14 protein-coding genes are annotated in these 13,572 nt (G+C 61.5%); 5 read left to right on the top strand and 9 right to left on the bottom strand.

The window, feature by feature from the left end; genetic code table 11:
• The first annotated feature begins 13 nt into the window (after window positions 1-13).
• Window positions 14-790: a YdcF family protein gene (locus N7E02_RS15925; RefSeq protein WP_286583140.1), complete on the top strand. Its 777-nt coding sequence runs from the start codon at window positions 14-16 to the stop codon at window positions 788-790.
• Between the two features lie 9 nt (window positions 791-799).
• Here N7E02_RS15925 and N7E02_RS15920 read toward each other — a convergent pair whose 3' ends face one another.
• Complete coding sequence (locus tag N7E02_RS15920) at window positions 800-1,273, bottom strand: hypothetical protein (protein WP_286583863.1); 474 nt, start codon at window positions 1,271-1,273, stop codon at window positions 800-802.
• A 139-nt stretch (window positions 1,274-1,412) separates the two neighbouring features.
• Between N7E02_RS15920 and N7E02_RS15915 the strand changes: the two genes are divergently transcribed.
• Complete coding sequence (locus N7E02_RS15915) at window positions 1,413-2,075, top strand: trimeric intracellular cation channel family protein (protein ID WP_286583138.1); 663 nt, start codon at window positions 1,413-1,415, stop codon at window positions 2,073-2,075.
• Here N7E02_RS15915 and irrA read toward each other — a convergent pair.
• Entirely contained in the window at window positions 2,072-2,488 is a 417-nt protein-coding gene (irrA, locus tag N7E02_RS15910) for an iron response transcriptional regulator IrrA (RefSeq protein ID WP_286583137.1), read from the bottom strand. The genes N7E02_RS15915 and irrA overlap by 4 nt on opposite strands.
• 328 nt (window positions 2,489-2,816) lie before the next feature.
• Between irrA and fabA the strand changes: the two genes are divergently transcribed.
• The 3 genes from fabA to fabI are packed head-to-tail and all read left to right on the top strand — an operon-like array spanning window position 2,817 to window position 5,420.
• Window positions 2,817-3,332: a 3-hydroxyacyl-[acyl-carrier-protein] dehydratase FabA gene (fabA, locus tag N7E02_RS15905; RefSeq protein ID WP_286583134.1), complete on the top strand. Its 516-nt coding sequence runs from the start codon at window positions 2,817-2,819 to the stop codon at window positions 3,330-3,332.
• A 53-nt stretch (window positions 3,333-3,385) separates the two neighbouring features.
• Window positions 3,386-4,609 (top strand): beta-ketoacyl-ACP synthase I, encoded by a 1,224-nt coding sequence (gene fabB / locus N7E02_RS15900; protein ID WP_286583132.1) that lies wholly within the window; start codon window positions 3,386-3,388, stop codon window positions 4,607-4,609.
• A gap of 4 nt (window positions 4,610-4,613) precedes the next feature.
• A complete protein-coding gene (gene fabI, locus N7E02_RS15895; protein WP_286583130.1) occupies window positions 4,614-5,420 on the top strand; it encodes an enoyl-ACP reductase FabI in 807 nt (268 codons plus the stop codon).
• A gap of 368 nt (window positions 5,421-5,788) precedes the next feature.
• Here fabI and N7E02_RS15890 read toward each other — a convergent pair whose 3' ends face one another.
• The 7 genes from N7E02_RS15890 to N7E02_RS15860 form a co-directional block, all read right to left on the bottom strand.
• Window positions 5,789-6,430: a tetratricopeptide repeat protein gene (locus tag N7E02_RS15890; RefSeq protein ID WP_286583126.1), complete on the bottom strand. Its 642-nt coding sequence runs from the start codon at window positions 6,428-6,430 to the stop codon at window positions 5,789-5,791.
• An 87-nt stretch (window positions 6,431-6,517) separates the two neighbouring features.
• Window positions 6,518-7,525 (bottom strand): class I SAM-dependent methyltransferase, encoded by a 1,008-nt coding sequence (locus N7E02_RS15885; protein ID WP_286583124.1) that lies wholly within the window; start codon window positions 7,523-7,525, stop codon window positions 6,518-6,520.
• Window positions 7,526-7,622: 97 nt separating this feature from the next.
• Window positions 7,623-9,758: a polyribonucleotide nucleotidyltransferase gene (gene pnp / locus N7E02_RS15880; RefSeq protein WP_286583120.1), complete on the bottom strand. Its 2,136-nt coding sequence runs from the start codon at window positions 9,756-9,758 to the stop codon at window positions 7,623-7,625.
• A 334-nt stretch (window positions 9,759-10,092) separates the two neighbouring features.
• The gene (gene rpsO / locus N7E02_RS15875; RefSeq protein ID WP_007528962.1) at window positions 10,093-10,362 is read right to left on the bottom strand and encodes a 30S ribosomal protein S15; all 270 of its coding nucleotides are present in this window, start codon (window positions 10,360-10,362) and stop codon (window positions 10,093-10,095) included.
• Between the two features lie 143 nt (window positions 10,363-10,505).
• Entirely contained in the window at window positions 10,506-11,435 is a 930-nt protein-coding gene (truB, locus tag N7E02_RS15870) for a tRNA pseudouridine(55) synthase TruB (RefSeq protein ID WP_286583110.1), read from the bottom strand.
• A gap of 15 nt (window positions 11,436-11,450) precedes the next feature.
• Window positions 11,451-11,858, bottom strand: coding sequence for a 30S ribosome-binding factor RbfA (gene rbfA / locus N7E02_RS15865; protein WP_286583108.1), 408 nt, complete (start codon window positions 11,856-11,858; stop codon window positions 11,451-11,453).
• 210 nt (window positions 11,859-12,068) lie between these two features.
• A complete protein-coding gene (locus N7E02_RS15860; RefSeq protein WP_286583107.1) occupies window positions 12,069-13,550 on the bottom strand; it encodes a methyl-accepting chemotaxis protein in 1,482 nt (493 codons plus the stop codon).
• Window positions 13,551-13,572: the final 22 nt, after the last annotated feature.

Here is a 13,572-nt window from a genome sequence, read left to right as displayed (position 1 = left end):
CGCGCGGCAGTTCATGTTCCTCATTTCCAAGCTGATCTGGCTGGTCGCCCAGCCGCTTTCCATCGCCTTCCTGTTCGCAGCACTTGCGGCACTTCTCGGCCTTTTGGGCTTCAGAAAGCTCGGCGATCTTTCTGCCCTCATCTCAGCGCTCGTGCTGTTCGTGACGCTTTACACGACCATCGGCTCGCTTGCCCTGCAGCACCTCGAGGACCGCACCGCGAAGCCGGCCGATCCGGAAGCACTTTCCTGCATGATCGTGCTCGGCGGCGTCTTCGAGAGTGAGGTGACCACCGCGCGCGGCGGCATTGAGTTCAACCAGGCCGCCGACCGGTTTGTCGAGGCCTTGAGGCTGGCGCTCAAATATCCGCAGTCGCGCATCCTGATTTCGGGCGGCGACGGCTCGTTCAGCGGCGTCTATGAGGGTGAGGCGCAGGCTTCCGAACGCTTCTTCACCGCCTTCGGTGTGCCCTCTTACCGCATGGTGAAGGACAATACATCGCGCACCACCTTCGAGAACACGGTCAACACCACCCAATTGCTGGAGGCGGCCGGCCTCAATAACTGCGCGCTGATCACCTCGGCCTTCCACATGCCACGCTCGGTCGCGCTGTTCAAAAAGGCCGGCATATCCGTCACGCCCTGGCCGGTCGATTTCCGCACCAGCGGCAAGGTCACGCTCGGCCTCGACTTCACCCAGCCGTCGCTCAATGCCCAACTGACGGCGACCGCCGTGAGGGAATGGATGGCGCTGATCGGCTACCGGATCGCAGGGCGGATCGACGGTTTCTAAACCTGGAGGCTATTTCTTCGAGATGGTGACGAAGCGCACGCCGCGGGCGCGCACGCGCATCTCGCAGGGTTTTGCATCGGTGCGCTCGCAGAAGCGCGGATGCATTTTGAACATGAAGACCATGTTGCCGAAATACTGGACGAAGTCGTAGCCATAGACCTGGGCGGTGGCGATCATGATGTAGCCGCCTTCCTTCACCTGAACGTAGAAATTGTTCGGGCAGCCGTCAGCCGAGCATTTCGGGCCGCGCACACCGTCGCAGGTCAGTTCGCCATGATTGATGACCGCATCGATAATCCCGTCATTGTTGATGTCGAAGCGCTTGACGAAATCGGGACCGTATTCGACCGTCTTGCAGGTCTCGTTGAAATGCGTCTTCTCGAAGATTTCCGGATCGCTGACCAGTTCCTGCTGGGCGGCAGCCATGGTCGGCACCGCAAGGAGCGTGACCGACAGGGCGATCGCTTGAACTATCGTGACCAGTCGCTTCTTCAACTTTCCCACCATCGGCACATCGTCTTGGTTCAAAATCATCTGTTCATGGCGCCCGGCCACGGATGACGGGCGCGGGCGACAGCGGCTATCCTTAAGGGCGAGCACTTGCGCGACGCTGGAGAATGAAATGTCCCTCATGATGATCCTCGACTATGCGGGCGTCGCCGTGTTTGCCGCAACCGGCGCGCTTGCCGCCTCCCGCAAGGAACTCGATCTCATCGGCTTCCTGTTCTTTGCCGCGGTGACGGGCATGGGTGGAGGAACGGTGCGCGACATCATTCTCGGCCGGCCGGTCTTCTGGGTGATAGACCCAGGCTATATTCTCATCTGCGTGATCACCGGCGCCGTCGTCTATTTCACCGCGCATCGGGTGGAATGGCGCTATCGGCTGCTGATCTGGCTGGATGCGATCGGCCTTGCCGCCTATTGCGTGCTCGGCGCGGCCAAGGGCATGGCAGCGACGGGATCGCCCACCATCGCCATCGTCACCGGCATCATGACCGCGACGCTCGGCGGCATCCTGCGCGATATTCTCGCCAATGAACCCTCCGTGCTTCTCAGGCCGGAGATCTACATCACAGCAGCACTGGCAGGATCAGGCGCCTTCACGGCAGTGCACGCGATGGGGCAACCGCTGATCGTCAGCGCCAGCGTCGGTGTCGCGATCGCCTTTGCGCTGCGCGGTGGCGCTATCCATTATGGTTGGACCCTGCCGCGGTATATGCCACGGCCGGGCCGTCCCCCAGAAGAGGCGATGAAATCGGTCAGGAAAAAACGGAAAAAGTCTTAGGAACGCTTCTCGCGCAGGCGGATGATCACATCCACGTGGGCGATTTCCATGCCTTCCGGCGGCTCGGGAATATTGCCGATCTGAAGATTGTTGACCGGCACGTCGAGCACTTCGTTGCGCCCTTCGACGAAGAAGTGATGGTGATCCGACGTATTGGTATCGAAATAGGTCTTGGCACCCTCGACGGCAAGAACACGGATCAGTCCTGCCTCGGTGAACTGGTGCAGCGTGTTGTAGACGGTTGCCAGCGACACCGGCACGCCGGCGATCACAGCTTCGTCATGCAGCTCCTCGACCGTCAGGTGACGGTCGCCCTTGGCGAACAGAAGATCTCCCAAGGCGACCCTTTGCCGCGTGGGCCGCAGGCCGTGATGGCGCAGTTTCACCTCAATGTTCGTCATGGCTTCTGCCATATGTTCCCGACGCTCCAACAAGTCGCGATAGTATCTTGAGTTTTCGATATAACTTTTGGCGCGCATAGATTCAACCATTTCTAACGTTGAGCGGTGCCGGCCTCCTCTCAAATCGACGGAATTTGTGCTGATACCTCTGGTTTGCGTGCCCCGCTTCCTATATGCGGACGTGACAAATGATGTTCCAGGGCCCTTGAAACGCAAGTCCGGGCCTTGAGCCTGGCGGTGGCAGCCGAAGGCGCCGGGAACATCGCAGACTTCAAATTCATCCGGTCTTGCTCTAAAGCTGCGGCCGGAAATTGTGACCACAGGGGAAAACGGAAACTCGATGGCAACCAGACAGTCCAGCTTCAGCTACGAAGAACTCATCGCCTGCGCCCATGGCGAACTCTTCGGGCCCGGTAACGCGCAGCTGCCGCTGCCGCCCATGCTGATGGTCCACCGTATCACCGAAATTTCGGAAACCGGCGGCGCCTTCGACAAGGGCTATCTGCGCGCCGAATACGACGTCAAACCCGACGACTGGTATTTCCCCTGCCATTTCGAGGGCAACCCGATCATGCCGGGCTGCCTCGGCCTTGACGGCATGTGGCAGCTGACCGGCTTCTTCCTCGGCTGGCTGGGCGAAGAAGGCCGCGGCATGGCGCTTTCGACCGGCGAAGTGAAATTCAAGGGCATGATCCGCCCGACCACCAAGCTTCTCGAATACGGCATCGACTTCAAGCGCGTCATGAAGGGCCGCCTCGTGCTCGGCACTGCCGACGGCTGGCTGAAGGCCGATGGCGAAACCATTTATCAGGCATCCGACCTGCGCGTCGGTCTGTCCAAGGAAAAGACCGCCTGAGATCCGGTAATGGATCAACATAGGCGACTGACGAAACAACAAAGGTAGATGAGATGAGACGGGTAGTTGTCACGGGCCTCGGTATCGTGTCCTCGATCGGTAACGACGCTGGCGAAGTCACCGAATCCCTGCGGCAGGCAAAGTCCGGCATTTCCTTTTCTCCCGACTTTGCGGAGCATGGCTTCAAGTGCCAGGTCTGGGGAAAGCCGAATATCGACGTGACGGATCTGGTAGACCGTCGCGCCATGCGCTTCCTCTCCCAGGGCGGATCGTGGAACCACGTCGCGATGAAGCAGGCGCTGGCCGACAGCGGCCTTGAGGAAAAGGACTACGCTGAAAACGAGCGTGCCGGTATCATCATGGGTTCGGGCGGTCCTTCCACCCGCACGCTGATCGAAGCGGCCGACATCACCATCAAGAACAACAGCCCGAAGCGCATCGGCCCGTTCGCCGTGCCGAAGGCCATGTCTTCCACGGCATCCGCGACGCTTGCCACCTGGTTCAAGATCCACGGCGTCAACTACTCGATCTCGTCGGCCTGCTCGACCTCGGCGCACTGCATCGGCAATGCCGCTGAAATGATCCAGTGGGGCAAGCAGGACATCATGTTCGCTGGCGGCCACGAAGATCTCGACTGGACCATGTCGAACCTGTTCGACGCCATGGGCGCCATGTCGTCGAAGCGCAACAACCAGCCGGAAGTCGCCTCGCGCGCCTATGACGTCGACCGCGACGGTTTCGTCATCGCCGGTGGCGCGGGCGTTCTCGTGCTCGAAGAGCTGGAACATGCCAAGGCCCGCGGCGCCAAGATCTATGCCGAAATCACCGGCTACGGCGCGACCTCCGACGGTTACGACATGGTCGCTCCGTCTGGCGAAGGCGCGATCCGCTGCATGCGCCAGGCGCTTGCGACCGTGAAGGGCGAAGTCGATTACATCAACACCCACGGCACCTCGACGCCGGTGGGTGACTCGAAGGAAATCGGCGCGATCCGCGAAGTCTTCAAGGACAAGATCCCGCATATCCAGTCCACCAAGTCGCTGACCGGCCATTCGCTGGGTGCTGCCGGTGTGCAGGAATCGATCTACGGCCTGCTGATGATGCAGAACGGCTTCATCGGCGAAAGCGCGCATATCGAAAACCTCGACCCGGAATTCGACGGCGTTCCGATCGTCCGCAGCCGCATCGATAATGCCAAGATCGACACCGTCCTTTCCAACTCGTTCGGTTTCGGCGGCACCAATGCAACGCTCGTCTTCCAGCGCTATAACGGATAATTCCATGACAGGAATCATGCAGGGTAAACGCGGCCTGATCATGGGGGTCGCCAACAACCATTCCATCGCCTGGGGCATTGCCAAGGCGGTGGCCGCACAGGGCGCGGAACTCGCCTTCACCTATCAGGGTGAAGCTCTCGGCAAGCGCGTCAAGCCGCTCGCCGCCGAGGTGAATTCGGACTTCGTCATCCCCTGCGACGTGGAAGACATCGCATCCGTGGACGCGACCTTCGACGCGATCAAGGAACGCTGGGGCAGTTTCGACTTCCTCGTTCATGCCATCGGTTTTTCCGACAAGAACGAGTTGAAAGGCCTTTATGCCAACACGACGCGGGAAAACTTCTCGCGCACGATGGTGATTTCCTGTTTCTCCTTCACTGAGATCGCCAGGCGCGCAGCGCCGCTGATGACCAATGGCGGCTCGATGCTGACGCTTACCTATAACGGCTCCCAGCGCGTCATCCCGAACTACAACGTCATGGGTGTCGCCAAGGCCGCGCTGGAAGCCTCCGTGCGCTATCTGGCGGCCGACTACGGCCCGCAGGACATCCGCGTCAACACGATCTCGGCAGGCCCGGTCCGCACGCTTGCAGGCGCCGGCATTTCGGACGCCCGGGCGATCTATTCCTGGAACAAGGAAAACGCCCCGCTTCGCCGCACTGCGACCATCGAAGATATCGGCGGCTCCGCCCTCTATCTTCTGTCGGATCTCTCCCGCGGCGTGACCGGCGAAGTGCATTATGTCGACGCCGGCTACAGCATCACCTCTCTGCCGACCCTCGACAAGCTGCGCAAGGCCGACGTCGAGTAAGCACTGGCTGCATGAATTGAAGAAGGGCTCGTGCATCCCGATGCGCGGGCCCTTTCGTTTACCATGGCATCGTGTAGCATCGGCTCAGGCTAAACTGGGAGCCGGCACATGAAGCATTTCATCGCGGTCGTACACAAGGATGACGATAGCGCATACGGCGTCAGCTTCCTGATCTTCCGTCAGTCTTTTCGGCTGCGGATCGTGAGGAGGATCTAGGGATCAATGCGATCGAGGCCCTGCAGCTCTGGGCGGAGGACGAAGTATTGCCTGACCCAACCAAGTTGGACCAGCTTATGTCTTGTGGCGACATAGCCACGGATCTCGCGAATGGCGCGTTCCTCATCACTGTTCCCTTGATAGAGGCATGATCAAGGCAGTTTCTCTAGATCATCCATCGCCTGGGCATTCCCGGCGGCGGCAGCCTCCTTAAGCAGAGCCTTGGCTTTCTTCGGGTTCTCCTGCGCGATCAGGTGGGCGAGCTTCCACTTGGCCCAGTGATCCTTCGTCTTCGGCAGGCTGAGCTCGAGATAGCGCCGTGCCTGCGCAACATCCTTCGCCACGCCCTCGCCGTCTGCCAGCATGAAGGCAAGCATGTGGTAGCCCCAGATATTGTCGTTCTCGGCAGCGAGCCGATACCAGATCGCAGCGATCCTCGGGTCGGGCTGCACGCCGATGCCCTTCTGGTAGCACCAGCCGATCTTGAGCTGTCCGTGCTTGTCATTCTTGGCCGCGGCGCGCATGTACCAGTAGAAGGCCTGCAGCGGATCTGCGGGCAGTGCCTTTCCGCTCTCGTAGATCTCGCCGAGCTTGTAGGCGGCAGCCGCATTGCCCTTTTCGGCGGCGAGCCGGAAGTAATGCGCGGCGAGCCTCGGATTCTCTGCGCCCCGCCCTCTGTCGCCCTGATGGATTTCGGCTGCGTTATACCATTCCCAGGTAATACGCGCTGGCTCGGCCGACGCCGCGCCTGCAGCGGTCAGCCATAGAGCCAAACCCAAGCCCGGCCATCTCATGCAGTTGTCCCCCGACACCACCAGACGCAACCTTAGTTTGCATCGACGCTATCAGGCAAGCCATGAAATCGCTCGGGTGCGGGCGTGTTACTTCTTCGCCCAGAGAACCTTGAACTTGGCGTTACGGCAGGTTTCGCCGTATTCGCGGAACGCTTCGTCGAGCACCGGCTCGTAGGGAAGGCCGCGATTGGCGACCATCATCAGGCGCCCGCCCTGCTTCAGCGCGCCGGCGGCGGTGCGGATCATCGTGCGGCCCAATTCCGGATCAGCGGCCTGCGCCTCGTGGAAGGGTGGGTTCATGATGACCATGTCGTATTTTTCCTTCGGCGGCTCGGCTCCGAGATCCTGCCAGAAGAAGCGTGCCTCGAGGTCCGGGCAGTTATGCGCCAGATTCTGCTTGGCGAATTCCAGCGCCCGGTAATCGGCCTCGAACAGGTCGATCCGGTGTACGCGCGGCGACTTCTCGGCCAGCATGACGGAGAGATAGCCCCAGCCGGCGCCGAAATCCGCGACATTGCCGTCGAAATCGGTCGGGAAGCGGCCTGCGAGAAGCTCCGAGCCCGCATCGATGCGGTCATGGCTGAACATGCCCGGAGCCGCCTGGAAGCGTCCCTCGACCGTTACAGCGGTCTTCTTGAGCGCCTTGATCGCATCGCCCGCATCTTCCGGCCGGCCGAACCAGATGGCGACACCATGATATTTCGGCGTGTAGTCGAGCGGGATGTTGAGCTTAAGAAGCATCGTGCGCAGCGCCTGGATGCCGTCTTCCTTGCCGCCGGCAACGACGATCAGGCCGCCGACCTTGACGCGTGCCAGCGCCTCGGCGACGCGGTTCTCGTTGTCGCCGCGATGCTTGCCGCAAAGGATCAGCGCGCCATCGTAATCGTCACCCTCGGCTTCCGGGAAAGCATTGTCGCGCAGGCCGCGGAAGAGCGGGCGGAAGGGTTGAGCATAGGTGATCTCAGCATCAAAACCTTCCGGCCTCGCATTGCCAGCCTCGGCGCCGAGAAAGATCACCCGCTCGCCTTCGCCGGGCATGGGCACGGCGTCAGTGACGAAGGGGTGGAACAGGGTTTTCAGCGCGTCGCGGCTCATGGGTGCGGACCTTGGCGGTTCGTGTTTGTCATCTATCAATAAAGAAAAGGCGCGGAAGAGGAAACTTCCGCGCCCTTCATTTCAATCATTCGAAAGCTTATTCGGCGGCTGCGTCGCCGTCGGCCTTCTTGATTTCCTGGCCAGTGGCCTGGTCGACGACCTTCATCGACAGGCGAACCTTGCCGCGCTCGTCGAAGCCCATCAGCTTGACCCAGACCTTGTCGCCTTCCTTGACGACGTCGGAGGTCTTGGCAACGCGCTCGGAAGCGAGCTGCGAGATATGGACCAGACCGTCACGAGCGCCGAAGAAGTTGACGAAGGCGCCGAAATCGGCGGTCTTCACAACGGTGCCTTCGTAGATCACGCCGACTTCCGGCTCGGCAACGATCGAGTGGATCCACTTGCGGGCCGCTTCGATTTCCTTGCCCGAGGACGAGGCGATCTTGACGGTGCCGTCGTCTTCGATGTTGATCTTGGCGCCGGTCTTTTCGACGATTTCGCGGATGACCTTGCCGCCCGAACCGATGACTTCACGGATCTTGTCGACCGGGATGTTCATGACTTCGATGCGCGGAGCGAATTCGCCGAGCTGTGCACGGCCTTCGGAGATGGCGTTCGACATCTCGCCGAGGATGTGCTTGCGGCCACCCTGTGCCTGGGCAAGCGCGACCTTCATGATCTCTTCGGTGATGCCTGCGATCTTGATGTCCATCTGCAGCGAGGTGATGCCGTCGGCCGTACCTGCAACCTTGAAGTCCATGTCGCCGAGGTGGTCTTCGTCGCCGAGGATGTCGGAGAGAACCGCAAAGCGCTCACCTTCGAGGATGAGGCCCATGGCGATACCGGCAACCGGCTTTGCGAGCGGAACGCCGGCGTCCATCAGAGCGAGCGAGGTGCCGCAGACGGTTGCCATCGAGGACGAGCCGTTGGACTCGGTGATTTCCGAGACGACGCGCAGCGTGTAGGGGAACTGCTCGGCCGAAGGCAGCATCGGACGGATAGCGCGCCATGCGAGCTTGCCGTGACCGATTTCGCGGCGGCCCGGGGAACCCATGCGGCCGGTTTCGCCAACGGAGTAAGGCGGGAAGTTGTAATGGAGCAGGAAGCGCTCCTTGTACATGCCCGTGAGGCTGTCGACATACTGCTCGTCTTCGCCGGTGCCGAGCGTGGCAACGACGATCGCCTGCGTTTCACCGCGGGTGAAGAGCGACGAACCGTGGGTGCGCGGCAGGATACCGACTTCCGACGTGATCGCACGAACGGTCGACAGGTCGCGGCCGTCGATGCGGCTCTTGGTGTCGAGGATGTTCCAGCGAACGATCTTGGCCTGCAGGTGCTTGAAGACGGAGCCGATGACTTCGGCCGTGTACTTCGGCTCTACGCCTTCCGGGAAGAAGTGAGCCTTGACCTTGGCCTTGACGGCGTCGATGGCTGCGTAGCGATCAGCCTTCTGGGTGATCTTGTAGCCTTCGCGCAGTTCGGCTTCGAACAGCTTCAGCATTTCGGCTTCGAGTTCGGAATAGTCTTCCGGCTGGAAGTCGCGCGGTTCCTTGGCAGCCACTTCGGCGAGCTTGATGATCGCGTCGATGACCGGCTGGAAGCCACGGTGGCCGAACATGACGGCGCCGAGCATGACTTCTTCGTTGAGTTCCTTGGCTTCCGATTCAACCATCAGGACGGCGTCCTGGGTACCGGCGACGACGAGGTCGAGAACCGACTCATCCATTTCGTCGAGATGCGGGTTGAGGACGTATTCGCCGTTGATGTAGCCGACGCGTGCGCCGCCGATCGGGCCCATGAACGGTACGCCGGAGAGCGTCAGCGCTGCCGAGGTGGCAACCATGGACAGGATGTCCGGGTTGTTCTCGAGGTCATGCTGGATGACGGTGACGACGACCTGGGTGTCGTTCTTGTAGCCTTCCGGGAAGAGCGGGCGGATCGGACGGTCGATCAGGCGCGAAACCAGGGTTTCGTTTTCCGACGGACGACCTTCGCGCTTGAAGTAGCCACCCGGGATCTTGCCGGCGGCGTAGGTCTTTTCCTGGTAGTTGACGGTGAGCGGGAAGAAGTCCTGGCCCGGCTTCGGCGCCTTGGCCGAAACGACGGTGGCGAGAACGACGGTTTCGCCGTAGGTGGCGAGAACGGCGCCGTCAGCCTGGCGGGCGATCTTGCCCGTTTCCAGCTTCAGCGGGCGGCCTGCCCATTCGATTTCGACAGAATGCGTATTGAACATGTCTTGTCCTTCAACGCGGAAGACGGCGCCTCGCCCCTGGATCCCTTTTTAAAGGAATATCCGTAACGGGCGGCAGCGCATCAGCCGCGAACAATGCGACACATCACGGGCAAGACAACGAGAAGCTTTCAAACTGACCGAAGCCGCCAAGCGGCTCCGATCAAAAGCATCCGGCAATCCTGCCCCATGACAGGTCTGGTTTTGGTGGCGAAACCGGCCCATCCGGGTCCGCCTTGGTTGGTCATGCGCAAGGAGCGCAGGACCGGTAGAGAGTACCGAAGCACCCGTAAAAAAGATGCGGTGGGCGTTTCAGGAAGCGCCCACCTGCAATTCATTAGCGGCGGATACCGAGGCTGCCGATCAGCTTGGTGTAACGGCCTTCGTCCTTCTTCTTGAGATAGTCAAGAAGCGAACGGCGGCTGGAAACCATGGTCAGAAGGCCACGACGGGAGTGGTTGTCCTTCTTGTGACCCTTGAAGTGTTCGGTCAGGTTGTTGATCCGCTCGGTCAGGATGGCAACCTGGACTTCCGGAGAACCGGTGTCGCCTTCGAAGGTTGCGTATTCCTTGATGAGGGCGGTCTTGCGCTCTGCAGTGATCGACATCGTGTGATCCTTTCTGAACTGAGGATTAGGGTCGCCAGAGGCCGGGATGTCGTCCAGCCTTGGCCATGAATTGCAAAACAGGCCGAAAAGCCTGCCTTTGCTGGCGGTGCCTATAAACCATTCACCGGGGGAATGGAAGAGGTTCAGCCGAAGACGCGCTTCGGCCGGAATTCGCCCTGGCCGATCTCGCCGATGGCGATCAGGCGGCCGCGGGCGGTCGCATAGGCTTCCGGCTCTTCGACCGGCACATCGCGGCCGCGCAGGATGATCGCGTTGCCCATCTTGATGCGGTGCGCCTGGTCATCCGTCACCGGCAGATGCGGCAGGCTCGACAGCGCTTCCGCCGTATCGATCAGATAGGCATCGAGCGCGGCAAGACGCTCGTCGCGGTCCTCGATCTTTTCCAGCGCCACGAGATCGGCGAGCGGCACCATCTTATCCTCGCCGAAGGGGGCAACGAAGGTGCGGCGGAGATTGGAAATGTGCCCGTAGCAGCCGAGGTCGCGGCCAAAATCACGGGCGAGCGAGCGCACATAGGTGCCCTTGCCGCATTCGACCTCGAAATGCGCCTTGTCGGCCTCGACACCGAGCAGCGTCAGGCGAAACACCTCGACCTCGCGGGACGGGATCTCGACCGTCTCGCCATCACGGGCGAGATCATAGGCGCGCTCGCCGGCGATCTTGATCGCGGAGAACTGCGGCGGGATCTGCTGGATGGTGCCGGTATAATTCGGCAGGAGATCACGGATCGCCTGTTCGGCCGGGCGCGTGTCCGAGCTCTGCGTAACCTCGCCCTCGAGGTCGTCGGTCGAGCGTTCCTCGCCCCAGGTCACGGTGAATTCGTAGATCTTGCGGCCGTCCATGACATAGGGAACGGTCTTCGTCGCGTCACCCAGCGCGATCGGCAGCATGCCGGAGGCGAGCGGATCGAGCGTGCCGGCGTGTCCCGCCTTCTGGGCATTGAGCAGCCACTTGATCTTGGACACGGCTTCGGTCGAGCCGAAATCGACCGGCTTGTCGAGGATCAGCCAGCCGGAAACGGCCCGGCCCTTGGGTTTGCGTGGTTTGGACATGCGTTCTCTTCAGATTTAAGCGTTGTCGTCGCCGTCTTCGCCGAGGTCCCGCTGGACTTCGGGCGAACGGAGCAGCTCATCGATCTTCTTGTAATTGTCGAAGCTCGTGTCGTCGCGGAAGCGCACTTCCGGCATGTATTTCATCTGCCGCAGCTGGCCGCCGAGGCGGCCGCGGATGAATTTCGCATGGCGGTTCAGCGTGTCGATCACCGTCTGGTGGTCGGCAACGCCGAGCGGCGTCACATAGGCGGTCGCGATCTTCAGGTCGGGCGACATGCGCACTTCCGACACGGAGATCACCGTCTTCTCGATCAGGTCGTCGCGCACTTCGCCGCGCTGCAGGACCTGGGTGATGGCGGCGCGAACCTGTTCGCCAACGCGAAGCATGCGCTGGGAGGGCGCCGAAGATGTAGCCTTGGCCATTGTTTAATCTCTTTGCCAGCGCCACCGGGGTTCGTCCCGTAAAGGCGCTTCTTCAATCAAGGGGCGTCAAATGACCCAGCGGACCGCAAAGGTCAAGGCGCAGGCCCCGAATAATTCGGCCGCGCAGCTTCCGCCACGCGGCCAAGGATGACTGAAAATCAGGCGATATCGCCGATCAGAACAGCGCGTCGTCGATATCGTCGTCGCTCATCACGGCGGCAACGGCCGGCGCAGCGACCGGCGGCGCTTCGCCGAGGACGGCGGCATGAACCTCCCGCTCGGAGACCATCGTATAGAGCCGGGCGATACGGCCGGACAGATCGGAGAGCACCGGCGCCAGCATGGCGGAGGAGCAGCACTCCCGACCAGCGAAATCTCGTCGGCGCAGGCGCGCAGGACTTCCCCGAGTTCGGCCTTGAAATCGAGCCGCGACAGCGAGCGGTCCATCTCGTCGATCGCCACGCGGCTCTGCTCGCCCAGCGCCTCGGCCTCTCCGTCCATCCGATCGCCGACGGCGCGGATATTGTCCATGGCGCGCTCAAGACGGGCATCCAGCGTCTCGGCCGCATCGTCGTCCTGCGTGCCGTTGAGCTTGTCTGCTGCCGTTTCCAGCGTCGTCAGCTCGACCAGAACCTTCTCGGCGGTCTCATCCAGCGCGCCGGCAAAATTGCGCAGCTCGGCGGTGACGACGTTGAGCGCCTTGCCATGCTCGCCGATCTTGCCGCAGCGCAGATTGGTGTTGAGCGCCATGTAGTGAATGTCGGTGCGCACCAGCTGCAGCAGGCCGACGCCGTCGATCAGTTCGCGGACCGTGGCGCCCGTGGAGCGGCTGAGTTCGCCCGCTTCCGCCGCGACGGCCTCGATCTCGCGCACTGCCCCGCGGGCCGTGCCGACACTGCCTTCCAGCCGGCGCATGGCGTTGTCGCCATCGCTTTCGCCTTCGTGGGTCATCATCCGGCGCAGGTCGTCGATCTCCGCCAGATCTGAGCGGAAACTCGCGACCGTCGCGACGATCTTTGCCGTATCGCGATCGAAATCGTCGATCGACTGGCCGAGCTGGGCAGCGACGAGATTGGTAACGATCGACGACAGGTTGTCGCGATCTTCTTCGCCAAGGCCGGCGGTCTCGGCGGCGAGATACTCGTCGAGCATGGTCAGCGAAGCCTGGCAGTGCTCGATGCGCTGGCGGGTAATGTCGCCGATCTGCATGGCCGAAAGCGTCGATGCAAGCTTGGTCTGGATGCCGGATGCAATCTTGCGGACGCGCTCGGCGCGCTCGACCAGAACCTTGCGATGGCCGCCGATTTCGATCCCACCCCTGGAGAGATCCGAGACGATGGCCGGGATCGCCGTCTCATAGCGTGCGATGGTCTTTTCGCCGCGCGCCATGACGGAGCCGAGACCCGCGCCGAGATGCTGCAGCTTGTCGCCGAATTCGTTGACCTGCCGCGTCCCGGTGTGGATGCGCTCGAGGATTTCCTCGGCGAAACCGGCAAAGTCCTCGATGCCTGCACCGGTAATCTTGGCGGTGACGGCAAAGGTTCGCAGGTAGCGCATGGTTTCCTGCATGCTTTCCACATGTGGGCGCAGGTTCTTCTGGGCGCCTGAAATTTCGCAGAAACCGGCCTGGCGAGCAGCCTCTAGCTTGCTCAGGTCGGCAAGCTTGCCCACCGTCTGCTGAAGCTCGGCCATGGTGGCATTCGCGGTTTCTTCA

This window comes from Terrirhizobium terrae, from assembly GCF_030323265.1.
Taxonomy (GTDB): Bacteria; Pseudomonadota; Alphaproteobacteria; order Rhizobiales; family Rhizobiaceae; genus Neorhizobium.
This window is presented reverse-complemented; position numbering and strand designations above follow the sequence as displayed.

Bases quoted from the DNA above. Each gene is read 5' to 3' on its own strand.
- N7E02_RS15925 (WP_286583140.1), top strand. From the start codon at position 14: ATGTTCCTCATTTCCAAGCTGATCTGGCTGGTCGCCCAGCCGCTTTCC.
- N7E02_RS15915 (WP_286583138.1), top strand. From the start codon at position 1,413: ATGTCCCTCATGATGATCCTCGACTATGCGGGCGTCGCCGTGTTTGCC.
- irrA (WP_286583137.1), bottom strand. From the start codon at position 2,488: ATGGCAGAAGCCATGACGAACATTGAGGTGAAACTGCGCCATCACGGC.
- fabA (WP_286583134.1), top strand. From the start codon at position 2,817: ATGGCAACCAGACAGTCCAGCTTCAGCTACGAAGAACTCATCGCCTGC.
- fabB (WP_286583132.1), top strand. From the start codon at position 3,386: ATGAGACGGGTAGTTGTCACGGGCCTCGGTATCGTGTCCTCGATCGGT.
- fabI (WP_286583130.1), top strand. From the start codon at position 4,614: ATGACAGGAATCATGCAGGGTAAACGCGGCCTGATCATGGGGGTCGCC.
- N7E02_RS15890 (WP_286583126.1), bottom strand. From the start codon at position 6,430: ATGAGATGGCCGGGCTTGGGTTTGGCTCTATGGCTGACCGCTGCAGGC.
- N7E02_RS15885 (WP_286583124.1), bottom strand. From the start codon at position 7,525: ATGAGCCGCGACGCGCTGAAAACCCTGTTCCACCCCTTCGTCACTGAC.
- pnp (WP_286583120.1), bottom strand. From the start codon at position 9,758: ATGTTCAATACGCATTCTGTCGAAATCGAATGGGCAGGCCGCCCGCTG.
- rpsO (WP_007528962.1), bottom strand. From the start codon at position 10,362: ATGTCGATCACTGCAGAGCGCAAGACCGCCCTCATCAAGGAATACGCA.
- truB (WP_286583110.1), bottom strand. From the start codon at position 11,435: ATGTCCAAACCACGCAAACCCAAGGGCCGGGCCGTTTCCGGCTGGCTG.
- rbfA (WP_286583108.1), bottom strand. From the start codon at position 11,858: ATGGCCAAGGCTACATCTTCGGCGCCCTCCCAGCGCATGCTTCGCGTT.
- N7E02_RS15860 (WP_286583107.1), bottom strand. From the start codon at position 13,550: ATGGCCGAGCTTCAGCAGACGGTGGGCAAGCTTGCCGACCTGAGCAAG.